Origin of the sequence: Tepidimonas alkaliphilus, from assembly GCF_007556595.1 — a bacterium.
GTDB lineage: Bacteria > Pseudomonadota > Gammaproteobacteria > Burkholderiales > Burkholderiaceae_C > Tepidimonas > Tepidimonas alkaliphila.
Genome location: NZ_VJNB01000004.1, coordinates 64380 through 80683 on the forward strand (window position 1 = coordinate 64380; position 16304 = coordinate 80683).

Annotated in this window: 14 protein-coding genes, 1 tRNA gene and 1 riboswitch; of the genes, 10 read left to right on the forward strand and 5 right to left on the reverse strand. The window is 68.3% G+C overall.

Annotation, left to right across the window (positions count from 1 at the left end; all coding sequences use genetic code 11):
* The first annotated feature begins 194 nt into the window (after nucleotides 1-194).
* Together Talka_RS05105 and Talka_RS05110 are read left to right on the forward strand one after the other, a co-directional pair.
* Complete coding sequence (locus Talka_RS05105; protein WP_143890046.1) at nucleotides 195-1331, forward strand: 3-deoxy-7-phosphoheptulonate synthase; 1137 nt, start codon at nucleotides 195-197, stop codon at nucleotides 1329-1331.
* Nucleotides 1332-1417: 86 nt separating this feature from the next.
* Nucleotides 1418-1738, forward strand: coding sequence for a hypothetical protein (locus Talka_RS05110; protein WP_143890047.1), 321 nt, complete (start codon nucleotides 1418-1420; stop codon nucleotides 1736-1738).
* On the opposite strand, the gene mpl is transcribed toward Talka_RS05110, so the two are convergent.
* A complete protein-coding gene (mpl, locus tag Talka_RS05115) occupies nucleotides 1732-3168 on the reverse strand; it encodes a UDP-N-acetylmuramate:L-alanyl-gamma-D-glutamyl-meso-diaminopimelate ligase (protein WP_143890048.1) in 1437 nt (478 codons plus the stop codon). The two genes, Talka_RS05110 and mpl, sit on opposite strands and share 7 nt — an antisense overlap.
* 57 nt (nucleotides 3169-3225) lie before the next feature.
* Between mpl and Talka_RS05120 the strand changes: the two genes are divergently transcribed.
* Together Talka_RS05120 and Talka_RS05125 are read left to right on the forward strand one after the other, a co-directional pair.
* Nucleotides 3226-3831, forward strand: a complete 606-nt coding sequence (locus Talka_RS05120) for a hypothetical protein (RefSeq protein WP_143890049.1) — start codon at nucleotides 3226-3228, stop codon at nucleotides 3829-3831.
* A complete protein-coding gene (locus tag Talka_RS05125; protein ID WP_143890050.1) occupies nucleotides 3828-4358 on the forward strand; it encodes a TlpA disulfide reductase family protein in 531 nt (176 codons plus the stop codon). The genes Talka_RS05120 and Talka_RS05125 overlap by 4 nt, the downstream gene beginning before the upstream one ends.
* Here the strand turns inward: Talka_RS05125 and Talka_RS05130 are convergent.
* Both Talka_RS05130 and Talka_RS05135 read right to left on the reverse strand, forming a co-directional pair.
* Entirely contained in the window at nucleotides 4350-6785 is a 2436-nt protein-coding gene (locus tag Talka_RS05130) for a sensor domain-containing protein (RefSeq protein ID WP_246100582.1), read from the reverse strand. The two genes, Talka_RS05125 and Talka_RS05130, sit on opposite strands and share 9 nt — an antisense overlap.
* Nucleotides 6782-8050, reverse strand: coding sequence for a cyclic di-GMP phosphodiesterase (locus tag Talka_RS05135; protein ID WP_143890051.1), 1269 nt, complete (start codon nucleotides 8048-8050; stop codon nucleotides 6782-6784). Before Talka_RS05135 ends, Talka_RS05130 begins: the two co-directional genes overlap by 4 nt.
* 133 nt (nucleotides 8051-8183) lie before the next feature.
* Between Talka_RS05135 and Talka_RS05140 the strand changes: the two genes are divergently transcribed.
* From Talka_RS05140 to cynS, 5 genes are all read left to right on the forward strand, one after another.
* Complete coding sequence (locus Talka_RS05140) at nucleotides 8184-9395, forward strand: HD-GYP domain-containing protein (protein WP_143890052.1); 1212 nt, start codon at nucleotides 8184-8186, stop codon at nucleotides 9393-9395.
* Nucleotides 9396-9618: 223 nt separating this feature from the next.
* Entirely contained in the window at nucleotides 9619-11028 is a 1410-nt protein-coding gene (locus Talka_RS05145; RefSeq protein ID WP_143890053.1) for a CmpA/NrtA family ABC transporter substrate-binding protein, read from the forward strand.
* A 3-nt stretch (nucleotides 11029-11031) separates the two neighbouring features.
* Nucleotides 11032-11904, forward strand: a complete 873-nt coding sequence (ntrB, locus tag Talka_RS05150; RefSeq protein WP_143890054.1) for a nitrate ABC transporter permease — start codon at nucleotides 11032-11034, stop codon at nucleotides 11902-11904.
* Between the two features lie 22 nt (nucleotides 11905-11926).
* Nucleotides 11927-12766 carry an ABC transporter ATP-binding protein gene (locus Talka_RS05155; RefSeq protein ID WP_246100583.1) on the forward strand — a complete coding sequence of 280 codons (840 nt, stop codon included), beginning with the start codon at nucleotides 11927-11929 and terminating at the stop codon, nucleotides 12764-12766.
* A gap of 27 nt (nucleotides 12767-12793) precedes the next feature.
* Nucleotides 12794-13237, forward strand: coding sequence for a cyanase (gene cynS, locus Talka_RS05160; RefSeq protein WP_143890056.1), 444 nt, complete (start codon nucleotides 12794-12796; stop codon nucleotides 13235-13237).
* Between the two features lie 208 nt (nucleotides 13238-13445).
* Here cynS and Talka_RS05165 read toward each other — a convergent pair.
* Nucleotides 13446-13522 (reverse strand) — tRNA-Pro (locus tag Talka_RS05165).
* An 18-nt stretch (nucleotides 13523-13540) separates the two neighbouring features.
* Nucleotides 13541-14488: a polyprenyl synthetase family protein gene (locus Talka_RS05170; RefSeq protein ID WP_143890175.1), complete on the reverse strand. Its 948-nt coding sequence runs from the start codon at nucleotides 14486-14488 to the stop codon at nucleotides 13541-13543.
* A 193-nt stretch (nucleotides 14489-14681) separates the two neighbouring features.
* A riboswitch (S-adenosyl-L-homocysteine riboswitch) is annotated at nucleotides 14682-14798 on the forward strand.
* A 62-nt stretch (nucleotides 14799-14860) separates the two neighbouring features.
* Here Talka_RS05170 and ahcY point away from each other — a divergent pair.
* Nucleotides 14861-16297, forward strand: coding sequence for an adenosylhomocysteinase (ahcY, locus tag Talka_RS05175; protein WP_143890057.1), 1437 nt, complete (start codon nucleotides 14861-14863; stop codon nucleotides 16295-16297).
* Nucleotides 16298-16304: the final 7 nt, after the last annotated feature.

Here is a 16304-nt window from a genome sequence, read left to right on the forward strand (position 1 = left end):
CAACGGCTCCAATCTTGTGCTACATTGATAGTATGCGTTCGCAAGGGTTTGGCTACGGCTACTTTTGGTTCTCTGGCCCCACCGACGGCCGAGAGGAGTGAAGTCGCCCAAGTCAAGCCCTCCCCCATCTCGCAACCGTCGGTTCCCCAACCGACGGTTTTTTTTTGCCGCGCTGAGCGCAGGAGAACCGCACCATGAGCCCAAGCCCCAGCAAAGCCAGCCTCGCCGAGGCGTGGTACGTCCATCCGGCCGACCGAACCAGCCTGACCGACGACCAACGCATCGAGGACATCACCGTGCTGCCGCCGCCCGAGCACCTGATCCGCTTCTTTCCGATCCGCGGCACCGCCATCGAGACCCTGATCACCCACACCCGCCGCGCCATCCACCAGATCCTGCACGGCAAGGACGACCGGCTGCTGGTCATCATCGGCCCGTGCTCGATCCACGACCCGGCCGCCGCAATGGAATACGCGCGGCGCCTGAAGGAGCAGCGCGACCGCTTCGCCGACCGGCTCGAGATCGTCATGCGCGTCTATTTTGAAAAGCCGCGCACCACGGTGGGCTGGAAAGGGCTGATCAACGACCCCTACCTGGACGAGAGCTTCCGCATCGACGAGGGCCTGCGCATCGCGCGCCAGCTGCTGATCGAGATCAACCGCCTGGGGCTGCCGGCAGCCAGCGAGTTCCTTGACGTCATCAGCCCGCAGTACATCGCCGACCTGATTTCGTGGGGGGCGATCGGCGCGCGCACCACCGAAAGCCAGGTGCACCGCGAGCTGGCCTCGGGCCTGTCGGCGCCGATCGGCTTCAAGAACGGCACCGACGGCAACATCCGCATCGCCACCGACGCCATCCTGGCCGCCAGCCGCCCGCACCACTTCCTGTCGGTGCACAAAAACGGGCAGGTGGCCATCGTGCGCACCAAGGGCAACGCCGACTGCCACGTCATCCTGCGCGGCGGCAAGCTGCCCAATTACGACGCCGACAGCGTGGCCATCGCCTGCCAGCAGCTGGCTGACGCCAAGCTGCCCGCGCGCGTGATGGTGGACTGCAGCCACGGCAACAGCCAGAAGCAGCACGAGCGCCAGGTGGACGTGGCGCGCGACGTCGCCGCCCAAGTGGCTGGCGGCTCGCAGCGCATCTTTGGCGTCATGGTCGAAAGCCATTTGCGCGCCGGCGCGCAAAAGTTCACCCCGGGCAAGGACGATCCGGCCAAGCTCGCCTACGGCCAAAGCATCACCGACGCTTGCATCGACTGGGACACCTCGGTGCAGGTGCTGCAAATGCTGGCGGAGGCGGTGACGGCGCGTCGCGCCCGCCGCGGCTGAGGCTCGCGCCGCCTGCGACCGCGTGTACGATCACGCGGTGCGGCCGGCGGCCGCGTCCCCTCCAATTCCCGCCCGCGGAACCCATCATGCGCAACCACCTCATCGTCGCCTTCGGGCCCGACCGCGAATACACCTTCGACCTCGACGAGGTGCAGCCGATGCCGCACGAGCTGGCGCGCCAGTGGCTTGACGAGCAGTTCACGACGCTGGGCTGCGAGCCGCTGCGCCTGACCGGCAAGGTGCTGACCGCCGACAAGGCGCTGGCGATCGCGCAGGCGGTCGGCGAGGAGCGCTTCGCCGAGCCGGCGCACCGCGCGTGGGCGATGGTGTATGCGCGCGCCGTCTCGAGCCTGCTGGCCAAGCCGATCGTCAAGGTGGACGTGCCGGCGCAGACGGTCGGCTACTGAGCCGGCGCTGCTGCCGGGGCGGCGGCGCGCAGCGCGGCGGCCAGCCGTTCGTGGATGCCGCCAAAGGCGCCGTTGCTCATGCACAGCAGGTGGTCGCCGCCGCGCACCTCGGCCATCACCTGGGCCAACAGCGTGTCGAGGTCCGGCGCCACCCGCGCGCGCGCGCCCAGCGGCGCCAGCGCGGCCGCGGCGTCCCAGCCCAGCCCGCCGGCGTGGCAAAACGCCAACGCCGCCCCTTCCAGCGCCCACGGCAGCTGCGCCTTCATCGTGCCGAGCTTCATCGTATTGGAGCGCGGCTCGAAGATCGCCAGGATCCGCTCGTGTGCGCGCCCCTGCGCGTCGAGCCGCCGGCGCAGCCCGTCGATGGTGGAGCGCATCGCCGTCGGGTGGTGCGCGAAGTCGTCATACACCGTGACCACGCCGTCGGCGCGCGGCACGCGCGCGCGCACCTCCAGCCGCCGCCGCACCCCTTGGAAGTCTGCCAGCGCCTCGGCCGCCAGCGCGGGGCTGACGCCCACGTGCTCCGCGGCGGCGATCGCCGCCAGCGCATTGAGCTGGTTGTGCACGCCCGCCAGGCCCCAGCGCACGCGCGCCACCTCGCGCCCGTGGCGCAGCACTGCGAAGTCGTGCGGCTCGCCGTCGGCGACATAGTCGCTGCTGGCGGCGCCGAAGGTGCGCAGCTCGCTGTAGAGCCCCTGGTGCAGCACGCGCGCGATCGACTCCTCCAGCCCGTTGGCGATGACGCGCCCACTGGCCGGCACGGTGCGCAGCAGGTGGTGGAACTGGCGCTCGATCGCCGCCAGGTCGTCGAAGATGTCGGCGTGGTCGAACTCCAGGTTGTTGAGCACCGCGGTGCGCGGCCGGTAGTGCACGAACTTGCTGCGCTTGTCGAAGAATGCGGTGTCGTATTCGTCGGCTTCGATCACGAACAAGGGCCGCCCGGGGCCGTCCACCGCGCCCAGGCGCGCCGAGACGCCGAAGTCCAGCGGCACGCCGCCGACCAGAAAGCCCGGCGCGCGCTGCGCGTGCTGCAGGATCCAGGCCAGCATCGCGGTGGTGGTGGTCTTGCCGTGCGTGCCGGCCACCGCCAGCACGTGGCGCCCGTGCAGCACGTGCTCGGCCAGCCACTGCGGGCCGCTGGTGTAGCGCGCGCCGGCCTCCAGGATCGCCTCCATCAGCGGAAACTTCGGGCTGCCGTCCGGCAGCCGCGCGCGGCTGACGACGTTGCCGACCACGAACACGTCCGGGCGCAGCGCCATCTGGTCGGCGTCCCAGCCCTCGATCAGCTCGATGTCCAGCGCGCGCAGCTGCTCGCTCATCGGCGGATAGACGCCGGCGTCGCAGCCGGTGACGCGGTGGCCGGCCTCGCGCGCCAGCGCCGCCAGTCCCCCCATGAAGGTGCCGCAGATGCCGAGAATATGGATGTGCATGGGGGCGCATTATCGCGGCGCGCTGCAGCCGGCCTGCGCCTGCACGACAATGGCGACATGCACGACGACCGCACGCAACGCGAAATTGCCGCCGTGGCCGCGGCGCTGATCGTGGATGAGGGGTTGCCGGCGCGCGCCGCGCAGGCGCGGGCGTTGCAACAGCTTGGGTTGCCGGCCCGCACGCCGCTGCCCGATGCGGCGGCGCAAGACGCCGCGGTGCGCGAGCATCTGGCGATTTTCCATGCCGACACCCAGCCGCGCGAGCTGGCCGCGCTGCGCGCCACGGCGCTCGTGTGGATGCAGCGGCTGGCGGCGTTCGAGCCGCTGCTGGGCGGCGCGGTGTGGCACGGCACCGCCACGCGGCGCTCCGACATCCACCTGCAGCTGTTCAGCGACGACCCGAAGGCGGTGGAGATCGCGCTGATCAACGCCGGCGTGGCCTACGACGCGGCGCAGGCGCGCGGCCTGCATGGGCGCGAGGTGCCGGTGCTGCACGTTTCGGTGCGCTGCGAGGCGCTGGGCGAGCGCGTCGGGCTGCACCTGTGGGTCAACGACGGGGCGGCGCGCCGCGGCGCGCGTCTGCCCGACGAGCTGGGCCGCACGCCGCGCGGCACCGCCGACGAGGTGCGCGCGCTGCTGGCCGCGGCGGAGGATGCGGCATGAACGCGCGCCGGGCGTGGATGGTCGGCGTCGGGGTGGCCGCGGCGGCGCTGGGCGCGGGCGTGGCGGCGTGGCGGCTGCGCCCGCAGCCGGCCGCCGACGGCGCCGAGGCGGCGTTCTGGAGCGCCCGATGGGAGCGTCCCGAAGGCGGGGAGCTGATCGCCGCTGAGCTGCGCGGCGGGCCGCTGCTGCTCAACTTCTGGGCCACCTGGTGCCCGCCGTGCGTGGAGGAGCTGCCGCTGCTGGATCGCTTCTATCGCGAGCAGCAAACGCGCGGCTGGCGCGTCGTGGGGCTGGCGATCGACCAGCCCAGCGCCGTGCGCGCTTTTTTGCAGCGGTTGCCGCTGTCGTTTCCGGTGGGGCTCGCGGGCTTCGGCGGCACCGAGCTGGCGCGCCAGCTCGGCAACGCCACCGGCGCGCTGCCGTTCACGGCGGTGTTCGACGCCCAGGGCCGGCTGGCGCAGCGCAAGTTGGGCAAAGTCTCAGCCGCTGATTTGCAAGCGTGGCAGGACGCGCTGACGTCACGCTGAAGATTCAGCGCGCCAAGGCACCGTCGCCTCCAGGTGAGCGGTGACGTCGGCCACCGGCATCGGCTGGGCATACAAAAAGCCCTGAAAGTGGTCGCAGCCGAGCCGGCACAAGCGCTCCAGCTGCGCCGGCTGCTCCACCCCTTCGGCCACCACCTGCATGCCCAGCGCATGCCCCATCCGCACGATGGCGGCCACAATCGCCTCGTCGGTCGGATTCGGCTCGTCCAGCGCCACGACGAAGCTGCGGTCGATCTTGAGCCGGTGCAAAGGGAAGCGTCTCAGGTAGGTCAGGCTAGAGTAGCCGGTGCCAAAGTCGTCCAGCGACAGCTCCACCCCCAGCGCCGCCAGCGCCTGCAGCCGAGTCAGCGCTTCGTTGGCGTCGCGCACCAGGATGGTTTCCGTCAGCTCCAGCTCCAGCAGCCGCCCCGGCAGTCCGTGGCGTTGCAGCGTGTCAGCCACCTCCTGCACAAAGGTGGGGCGCTCAAATTGCAGCGCCGAGACATTGACCGCCACTTGCATCGGATGGCCAGCATCCAGCCAGGCGCGCGCTTGCGCCACGGCTCGATCCAGCACCCACTGGCCGAGCTGCACGATCAAGCCGGTTTCTTCTGCCACGCCGATGAACGCTCCGGGCAGCACCAGGCCGGTTCCAGGGCGGTGCCAGCGCAGCAGCGCTTCGCAGGCGGACACGCGTGCGCGTCGTAAATCGACTCGGGGCTGGTAAAACAACTCAAACTCGCCGCGCTGCAAGCTTTGGCGCATGGCGTGATCGGTCTGCAGCCGCGCCAGCAGATCCGCGTTCATGCCGGGCTCGTAGAAGCGCCAGTGCCCTTTGCCGCGCTCCTTGACCTGATACATCGCCGTGTCGGCGCATTGAATCAGACCATCCAAGGTGGTGGCGTCGTGCGGATACAAGGCGATGCCGATGCTGCACGACAGCGAAAACTCCAGCTGATCGAGGGCGATCGGTTGCGCCACGGTTTCGGCGATGCGCTGCGCCGCGCGCTCGGCGGCGGCGCGGTCGGCGTCGTGCAGGTGAATGACGAACTCATCGCCGCCCAAGCGCGCCAGCGTGTCGGTCTGGCGCAGGCAGCGGCGCAGCCGGTCGGCGATTTCCACCAGCACGCGATCTCCGAATGCGTGGCCGAGCGAGTCGTTGATGCCTTTGAAGCGGTCGAGGTCGAGGAACAGCACGGCAAACCCATGGCCGCTTTGTTGCGCCAGGCGAATGGCGTGGCCGACGCGCTCGCCCAGCATCAGCCGGTTGGGCAGGCCGGTCAGCGGATCGCTGTAAGCCAGTTGTTCGATGCGGCGCTGCGCTTCCAGCTTTTCCGACAGATCTTTGGCGAACAGCACGGTGTTGAGCGGCTCGCCCTGGGCATCGCGCAGCAACACCCACGACACCTGCAGCGCCAGCGCTGGGCCGTGCGGACGCGGCAGCCACAATTCGCCCTCCCACAAGCCGCGCTCCAGCAGCGCGGCCTTGGCCTCGTGCAGGCCACCCGGGCGCTCAGGGCAGGCTTGCAGCACGTCGTCGATCGAGCGGCCAATCGGATCGTCGTGCTCCAGACCCACCAGCCGCAGCGCCGCCGGGTTGCAGGCCACGATGTGGTGCTGCGCATCGGTGATGACAATCGCATCCAGGCTCGCTTCGAACACTTTGGCCGCCAGGCGCAGCTTGGCCTCGGTGGCGGCGCGTTCGGTGACGTCCCGATACACATGGATGCGCCCAATCGGCCGCCCGCGCGCCAGTTGCGGGCGCGAGCTGCGCTCCAGAAGCCGGCCATCGCGCAGCAGCACCAGGTCGTGCGCTTCCATCAGGGGCGCGCGTTGCAGTTCGCTTAAGCGGCTTTGAAATGCGCTCGGGTCGTGCACCAAGGCGGCCAGATGGCGCAGCAGCGCCGGCTCATCCGGCTGCGTCAGCAGAGTCTGCGGCAGCGCCCAGATGTGCGCGAAGGCGCGGTTGAACGCGCGCACGTGTCCGTCCAAGTCGCACACCAAGATGCCTTCGGAGGACGATTCCAGCACCGAGCGCAGCTCCGCCAGCAGTTCCTCCAGCCGCTGCCGCGTGCGCTGCCACTCGGTCAAATCTTGCATGGCCACCAGCACCACCGGGGTGTCGCCCTCGGGGTGCACCGGGCCGATGCGGCGTTGCACGCGCAGCAGCTCGCCGTCGGCCCGCCTGAGCCACGCTTCCGATTCCAGGGTCTGATGGATGCCGCGCCGCCATTCGTCCCAATACACGTGATCCTGCAGGTCGCTGGCCCATTGGTGCACGGGGCTGCCGATCATGACCTCGCGCTCGGCCCCCACCAATCGCAGCGCGGCCTGATTGACCGCCAAAATCTGCAGGCTTGTCGGATCGACCACCCAGACCGATTCCAGCAAACCTTCGGTGATCGCGGCCCAATGGCCGTGGCAGCTCACGGTTCGTCCCCCCTGTCGTCGGCATCCAGCGCGCGTTCAAAAAAGTAGTAATAACGCGCGCGCGGCTCCAGATAGTCTAGCGCGGCGCGCGGCAGCTGATCGGGGCGCAGGCTGCGCTGGATGGACAGCTGCGGCTGCGTTTCCAAATTCAGCAACAGAGCTTCGCTGCGCGGCACGGCAGGGTCGTGCACCAACACCAGGGGTTTGAGCGGGCGGGTGGTGTTGACGGCCTGCACCTGGGCGTAGCGTCCGTCGCTGAGCTGCACCAGCGAGCCTGGCGGATAGACCCCCAGCATGCGAATGAACGCCGCCAGCGTGCGCGCCTCAAAATGGTTGCGGTCGCGCGCAAACAGCAGCGCCAGCGCTTCGTGGGGGGTGAGCGCGCGGCCTGGATGATGCGGGTTGCACAAGCGGTCGTAGCGATTGACCAGCGCCAGCACGTGCGCCGCCGGTCCCATGGTCTCGGCGCGGCAGCCGGCCGGAAAACCGCTGCCATCGGCGTGTTCGTGGTGCTGGGCCACCGCGTCGGCCACCTCCTCGGGCAAGCCCAGCTCGCGCACGATGGCGGCCCCAAGCGCGGGGTGCTGCTGATAGGCCCGGGTCTGCGCAGGGGTGAACGCCTCGTTCTTGTGGCGCACCACCTCGGGCAAGCGTAGCTTGCCGACATCATGCAGCAGCGCGGCCAACGCCAGCGTGCGCAGCGCCGCAGCCTCCAGCCCCAGCGCACGGCCCAGCAGCAAAGCCAGCACCGCGACGTTGAGGGCATGCTGCGCTTGGCGATCCCCGGGCAGGTCGCCCAACAGCCGCATGGCGGCTTGCGCCGGTGCGCTGACCTCGGCGGCCAGCTCGTGGGCCAGCGCCTGGGCCTGCTCGGCAGCGCGCGCCGGCGCGCGCTCAAGGTCGTCGAAGACGGCTTTGCAGCGCTGCGTGCTTTGATGGTAGCGGCGTTCGCAGCGCTGCTGGCTTTGCCGCTGTCGCGTCAGCGCTTGCAGCCAGGCCGCCCGCGCGGCGTCGGCGGCGGGCGGTGCGTCTTGCGGACTTGTCTGGGCCGGGGTGCCTGAGACCTCAAGCTCGGCGGTGCTGCGCGCCGGATCGATGCGCACCCGCGTCAGCCCAAGCGCACGGATCACCTCGATCTGCCGCGGTGACGTGATGCGAAACTGATTGCGCGGAAACGGGTGGTCCATCCACCCGAGGTCGAGCAGCACATAATGCCCGACCCGCAGATCCGCCACAGAGATCACCGGCAGGGCAGGCTCAGCCATGGGGCGCAAGGGCAAACGCCGACATAAACGGATTATCGGCAGCTTGGCCAACAACTTTGGGGCTCGTGGACGCGCCGTCTGTCGTTTGCGTTACATTGCAGGGCCGCATCGAGAGGGTTGCCGGGTTGCTTTTATGTGGGTTCCTTTGCCGCTTGACGAGATCACCCTGGGTGAGCCGCTGCCGGTTGCGGTTTGGGATCCGCGCGGGCAGCTGCTGCTGGCCAAAGGCGCGGCGATCCGCGACGAGCTCCACCGCGAATGGCTGCGCATGCACACACCGGTGATCCGGCGCGAGGATCACGATATTTGGCGCAAGCACTACGTCGCGGCGCTGGATCGGGCGGTGCGCCGCAACGAGTCGCTGCAGACCATTGCCCGCATCGCCCGGCCGATGCAGTTTGACGAACCCGTGGCGCAGCCCGACGAGACGGCGCGACCGCTCAGTGAGCGGCTGGCGGATCTGCATGCGGCCCTGACGCTGTTGTTGCACCAGGGTAGCCACGCGCAAGATTTTGGTGGCCGTTTTGTGCAGATCGATCGGCAACTGGGGCGCTGGCTCCATCAACAGCCCGACGCGGTGCTGCTGGTGCTGGTGCAAATGCTGTTCAACCCGCGGCTGGGCTACAGCGCCGCGCACGCGCTGACATGCGCGGCGGTGGCCGGGTTGACGGCGCAAACGCTGGGCTGGCCAGCGGCCACCGCCGATGCGCTGCGACGTGCGGCGCTGTCGATGAACCTCGGCATGGCGCGGCTGCAGGACGAGCTGGCGTGCCAGGCCGAGCCGCTGCGACCTGAGCAGCGGCAAGCGGTGCACGCCCATCCTCAGCGCAGCGAAGCGATATTGCGCGAGGTGGGGGTGAGGGATGCGCTCTGGTTGGATTTGGTGCGCGACCACCACGAAATCCCTGGCGGCGGCGGCTATCCGCGAGGGGCGGTGGAGGTGAGCGAACCCGCGCAGCTGCTGCGCTTGGTGGATGTGTATGTGGCGCGTTTGAGTCCGCGGCTGCATCGCCCAGGTCTGCCGGCGCCGCGCGCCGCGCGCGATGTCTGTCTGGACGCCAGCGGTGTGCCAACGCCGCTTGGGGCGGCGCTGGTGCGCACGCTGGGCCTCTACATCCCGGGTAGTTACGTGGAGCTGGCTAATGGCGAGCTGGCGGTGGTGGCGCGTCGCGGAGCCAGGGCAACCACGCCGCTGGTGCTGGCGTTCACGGGCCGCGATGGTCTGCCGCGCAGCGAACCGTTGCTGCGCGACACCGCTGAAGCAGCTCACGAAGTGCGGCGCAGTGTGCCGGCGCAGGAGGTCAAGGTCCGGGTCAGCGTGGAGCGCCTGCTGGCGCGGGTGTGACGCGCGCCGGTGGCGTCGCCGTGCCGCGACGGCGGCGCGCGGCACCCTGATGGTGCAGTGCACACCCCGCCGGGGGGCGGGTGAACCACATCAGGGATGACCTCGATGCGCAGGCTGGTCCGGGCGCGTTCAGGGGTGTGTCCAAGACAGGGGGCGGCTTGCTGGCCGTGATTGGCATGGGGTTTGCTTGGTCGAGGAAGCCATCGTCCACAGGAGCGTCCCCATGACCCAATACTTCGATCCCTACGACGCGGACCGTCCCCTGATGCTCAGGTGCAGTTGCGGCCGCCACCACACCGAGGCCGAGCACCAGCGGGAAGAAGCCCAAGCGCGCGAGCGGGCCGTCGCTACCCTGCGCCAGCGCAGCGAATCGCCGGACTTCGTCGAGTACGCCAACCAGTTCATCGAGGCAGCGCTGGTCAAGGCGCTGTTTCCGAAGGACGCGGTGCGGCGCCGCTTCCTGCGTGCCGTCGGCAAGGGCACGGCGATGGCCGCCATCGCCAGCGTGGTGCCGATCGCCAGCCTGCAGGCGATGGCGCAGGAAAAGGGAGCACTGGAAAAGAAGGACCTCAAGATCGGCTTCATCCCAATCACCTGCGCCACGCCGCTGATCATGGCGCACCCGTTGGGCTTCTATCAGAAGCAGGGCCTCAACGTCGAGATCGTCAAGACCGCCGGCTGGGCCCTGATCCGCGACAAGATGCTCAACAAGGAGTACGACGCGACGCACTTCCTGTCGCCGATGCCGCTGGCCATCAGCCTGGGACTGGGCTCCAACGCCACGCCGATGAACGTGGCCACGATCCAGAACACCAACGGGCAGGCCATCACGCTGGCGCTCAAGCACAAGGACAAGCGCGACCCGAAGGACTGGAAGGGCTTCAGGTTCGCGGTGCCGTTCGAGTACTCGATGCACAACTTCCTGCTGCGCTACTACGTGGCGGAGGCTGGCCTCGATCCGGACAAGGACATCCAGATCCGCGTGGTGCCGCCGCCGGAGATGGTGGCCAACCTGCGCGCCGGCAACATCGACGGCTTCCTCGGCCCCGATCCGTTCAACCAGCGCGCGGTGTTCGAGGAGGTCGGCTTCATCCATCTGCTGACCAAGGACCTCTGGAACGGGCACCCCTGCTGCGCCTTCGGCACCAGTACGGAGTTCATCCAGCAGAACCCCAACACGTTTGCGGCGCTGTTCCGGGCCGTGCTGACCGCCGCCGCCATGGCGCGTGAAGCACGCAACCGCGAGCTGATCGCCAAGGTGATCGCGCCGACCCAGTACCTCAACCAACCCGAGGTGGTGTTGCAGCAGGTCCTGACTGGCCGCTTCGCCGACGGTCTCGGCAAGGTGCACAACGTTCCAGATCGGGCCGACTTCGACCCGATGCCTTGGCAGAGCATGGCGGTGTGGATGCTGACCCAGATGAAGCGTTGGGGCTACATCAAGGGTGACGTCAACTACCGGCAGATCGCCGAGCGCGTCTTCCTGCTGACCGATGCCCGCAAGCACATGAAGGAGCTGCGCATGCCGGTCACCGAAGGTTCGGGCTATCGCAAACACACCATCATGGGCAAGGAGTTCGATCCGGCCAAGCCCGAGGAGTACCTCAACAGCTTCGCGATGCGGAGGGTGTGAGCGATGCGGTCGGCTTCGCTGCACCTGCGCGCAGGGCTGGTGTCGCTGCTGCTGCTGTTCGTGGTCGTCGCGGCGTGGCACGCGGCCACTGGCGGCGCATCGGTGCCCGCCGCGGTCTCGTCCTCGCTGACGGCTGAGGAAATCGAATACCTGCGCATGATGGGCAAGGATCCGGAGGGCGCGGCTGCCAAGACAGGGGGCTTTCCGACGCCATCGGCCGTGGCGGAGGCGGCCTGGAAGCACCTGTCGGATCCGCTCTACGACCGCGGCCCGAACGACAAGGGCATCGGGCTGCAGTTGCTGCATTCGCTGGCGCGCGTCGCCATGGGCTTTGGCCTGGCGGTGCTGGTGGCACTGCCGTTGGGTTTCCTGATCGGCATGTCGCCGCTGATGCGCAAGGCCCTGGATCCCTTCGTGCAAGTGCTCAAGCCCATCAGTCCGCTCGCGTGGATGCCGCTGGCGCTCTACACGCTGAAGGACTCCAACGTCAGCGGGGTGTTCGTGATCTTCATCTGCTCCGTGTGGCCGATGCTGATCAATACCGCCTTCGGTGTGGCGTCGGTCAAGCGTGACTGGCTCAACGTCGCCGCGACCTTGGAGGTCTCGCCCTTGCGCAAGGCGTGGCGTGTGATCCTGCCAGCGGCCGCCCCGACCATCCTGACCGGCATGCGCATCAGCATGGGCATCGCCTGGCTCGTGATCGTGGCGGCGGAGATGCTGGTCGGTGGCACGGGTATCGGCTACTTCGTCTGGAACGAGTGGAACAACCTCAGTCTGCCCAACGTGATTTTCGCCATCCTGACGATCGGGGTGGTCGGCATGTTGCTCGACCAGCTGTTTGGCCTTTTGCAACGGGCGGTGACCTATGTGGAGTGAACGACGTTCGGAGGACACGCCGATGACGGCCCCGACCAGCCCGGCTCCCGAGTCTGCGAAGGCGGTTTCGGCGCCGTTCCTGCAGGTGCAGCAATTGTCCAAGGCTTACCACCCGGCACGTCCGGTCTTCGCCGATGTCTCATTCACACTAGAGCGCGGCGAGTTCGTCTGCATCATCGGCCATTCCGGGTGCGGCAAGACCACGATCCTCAACATCTTCGCGGGGCTGGACACGGCGACGTCCGGCTACGTCTTCATGGATGGCCGGGAGGTACGGGGACCGGGGTTGGAACGCGGGGTCGTCTTCCAGAACCACGCCCTGATGCCATGGCTTACCGTGCGGCACAACATCGCGTTCGCGGTCGAGTCGCGCTGGCCGCAGTGGAAGGCTGCGCAGGTACGCGAGCACGTCGAGCGCTACGTGGCGATGGTGGGGCTGAGCCACGCCATCGACAAGAAGCCGAGCCAACTCTCGGGCGGCATGAAGCAGCGGGTCGGCATCGCGCGGGCGTTTGCCATTCAGCCGAAGATGCTGCTGCTCGACGAGCCGTTCGGCGCGCTGGACGCGCTGACCCGCGGCACGATCCAGGACGAGCTGATGGCCATCGTGCGCCAGACCCGGCAGACCGTCTTCATGATCACGCACGACGTGGACGAGGCCATCCTGCTGGCCGACCGCATCCTGCTGATGCGCAACGCCGCCGATACGCCCGCCGGCTTCCGGCCGGGCGGCATCGCCGAGGTGGTCACCAACCCGCTGCCGCGTGACCGCAGCCGCGCCACCCTGCATCACCTGCCCGGCTATTACGAGCTGCGCAACCACATCGTCGATTTTCTCGTCACCCGCGCCAAGGCGCATTGAATCCCGAACCTGCCGTCAGGAGTCAACATGAACCGCAACGACGTAACCGAAAAGATCATCGCGACCAAGGTCGCCAAGGGCATCAAGTGGGCCGACGTGGCCAAACGCGTGGGCCAGTCCAAGGAGTGGACCACCGCGCTGTGCCTCGGGCAGATGACGGCCACGGCCGAGCAGGCGCAGGTGCTAGCTGAGATCTTCGACTTGACCGACGAGGAGAAACGGTGGCTGCAAGTGGTGCCCTACAAGGGGTCGCTGCCGACCGCGGTGCCGACCGATCCGCTGATCTACCGCTGGTACGAGATCGTCAACGTGTATGGCACGACGATCAAGGAGCTCATCCACGAGGAGTTCGGAGACGGCATCATGAGCGCCATCGACTTCAGTCTCGACATCACGCGCGAGCCGGATCCGAAGGGGGATCGCGTTCACGTGGTCATGTCGGGCAAGTTCCTGCCGTACAAGCAATACTGAACGGCATGGAACATGCCGGCCCCCGGCGGGGGCGACAGCGCAGGCAACAAACTGCCTCGGGCCGGCGGCGTATCGACGGTGTTCTGGATGCTGAAGAAGGCGCGCGCGATCGCGGTGCCCGCCAGCGAGCCGTGCCGGCGGCGCTGGCACCGCCGCCAGCTGGATCTCGGCCCTCTAGGTCGCGCCGGCGACGTCCGATGAAATTCGTTGGTCGGGGTGAGAGGATTCGAACCTCCGGCCTCTACGTCCCGAACGTAGCGCTCTACCAGGCTAAGCTACACCCCGAAGGCACCGCTGGAGCCGCTACGAGCGGCGCCACAACAGCTGAGCCGCAAATTGTAGCAGAGCTTCGCGGTGTTGTTCGCGGTGGGGTTCATCGTCCGTGGGCAGCGCTTGCGCGGCCTCGATGGCGCGCTGCGCCTCGGCGGCGGCATAGGCTCGGGCTTGCGCCGCGCCGCCGCTTGTGCGCACGATTGTGGCGACCTCCTCCAGCCGGTCGCCGCCGCCTTGCTCGATGGCCTCGCGGATCAGCGCCGCCTCGTGCGGCGCGCAGCGGCGCAGCGCGCAGATGATGGGCAGCGTCACCTTGCCTTCGCGCAGGTCGTCGCCGAGGTTCTTGCCGAGCTGCGCCGCGTCGCCCTCGTAGTCGAGCACGTCATCGACGATCTGGAACGCCGCGCCCAGCGCCTGGCCGTAGGTGGCGCACAGCGCCTCGGTGGCCTCGTCCGCGCCGGCCAGCAGCGCCGCCAGCCGGGCGCTGGCCTCGAACAGTTTGGCCGTCTTGGCGCGGATGACGCGCAGGTAGGCCGCTTCGTCCAGCGCGGCGTCGTGCATGTTCATCAGCTGCAGCACCTCGCCCTCAGCGATGACGTTGGTGGCGTCGGCCAGCACGCGCATGACGCGCATGTCGCCGCAGTCCACCATCATCTGGAAGGCGCGCGAGTAGAGGAAGTCGCCGACGAGGACGCTGGCGGCGTTGCCGAACACCTGGTTGGCGGTGTCGCGTCCGCGGCGCAGGGTGGATTCGTCCACCACGTCGTCGTGCAGCAGCGTGGCGGTGTGGATGAACTCCACCACCGCCGCCAGCGTGTGGCGTCGTGCGTCGGTGCAGCCCAGCGCGCCGCACATCAGCAGCAGCAGGGCGGGGCGCACGCGCTTGCCGCCGGCGCCGATGATGTAGTGCGCCACCTGCCCGACCAGCGGCACGTCGCTGGTCAAGCGCTGGCGGATCACGGCATCGACCGCCTGCATGTCGGCGGCCACCAGCTGCAGCGCCTGGGTGGCGGTGGGGGCGGGGGCGGTGAGATCCAAGATGAAATCCAAAAGGCGCCAGCGGCGTCGCGCCGAGTCGATCGGTGAGCCGCGCAAACAAGCCGAAAGCCGAAGCAGACGCTGTGCGGATTATAAAAACCGATCGCGGCCAAGCCTTTTATAATCTCTCCAGCCTCTCGAGGAGCGTTGCAGCGCTGCACAGGTGAATGACACGGCGTCAGGCTCGAGACGGCTGCCGCCCGCGTCATCGGATGCGCCGCGGCGATGCTGGCAACGACGCTCACCCACCGGCGCGTGGCGTGAGCTTGCAAGCCCCCGCCGGTGGCCCCCTCAAAGCGTAGGAGTCACCGCATGAACGCACCGCTGCACCACCCCCTGCCGACTGACTGCGTCGTGGCCGATCTCGGCCTGGCCGAATGGGGCCGCAAGGAAATCCGCATCGCCGAGACCGAAATGCCCGGCCTGATGGCGATCCGCGAGGAATACGCGCCGAGCCAGCCGCTCAAGGGCGCGCGCATCGCCGGCAGCCTGCACATGACGATCCAGACCGCTGTGCTGATCGAGACGCTGCAGGCGCTGGGCGCGCAGGTGCGCTGGGCGTCGTGCAACATCTTTTCGACGCAGGACCACGCCGCGGCGGCGATTGCCGCCGCCGGCACGCCGGTGTTTGCCTTCAAGGGCGAGACGCTGGAGCAGTACTGGGACTACACGCACCGCATCTTCGAGTTCGGCCCCGCTGGCAGCCCCGAGGAGGGCCCGAACATGATCCTGGACGACGGCGGCGATGCCACGCTGCTGATGCATCTGGGCTGCAAGGCTGAGCGCGATCCGTCGGTGCTCGACCACCCGAAGAGCGAGGAAGAGCGCGTGCTGTTCGCCGCGATCCGCGCGCGGCTGGCGCAGGATCCGACGTGGTACAGCCGCAAGGCGGCGCAGATCATCGGCGTGACCGAGGAGACCACCACCGGCGTCAATCGCTTGAAGCAGATGGCCGCGCGCGGCGAGCTGATGTTCCGCGCCATCAACGTCAACGACAGCGTCACCAAGAGCAAGTTCGACAACCTCTACGGCTGCCGCGAGTCGCTGGTGGACGGCATCAAGCGCGCCACTGACGTGATGATCGCCGGCAAGATCGCGGTGGTCTGTGGCTACGGCGACGTCGGCAAGGGCAGCGCGCAGGCGCTGCGGGCGCTCTCCGCCCAGGTGTGGGTAACCGAGATCGACCCGATCTGCGCGCTGCAGGCGGCGATGGAGGGCTACAAGGTTGTCACGATGGACTGGGCGTGCGACAAGGCCGACATCTTCGTCACCGCCACCGGCAACAAGCACGTCATCACCTACGAGCACATGGCCAAGATGAAGGATCAGGCCATTGTGTGCAACATCGGCCACTTCGACAACGAGATCGACGTGGCGGCGCTGGAGGCGCGCTGCCGCTGGGAGGAAATCAAGCCGCAGGTCGACCACGTAATCTTCGAGGATGGCAAGCGCATCATCCTGCTGGCTAAGGGGCGGCTGGTCAACCTGGGCTGCGCGACGGGGCACCCGAGCTACGTGATGAGCAGCTCGTTTGCCAACCAGACGATCGCGCAGATCGAGTTGTTCACCCACCGCGACTTCTACGAGAAGGGCAAGGTCTATGTGCTGCCCAAGCACCTGGACGAGAAGGTGGCGCGGCTGCAGCTGAAGAAGCTCGGCGCGATGCTGACCGAGCTGACCGACGAGCAGGCCGCCTACATCGGCGTGCCGAAGGAGGGGCCCTACAAGCCCGACACCTACCGCTACTGACGGCGTG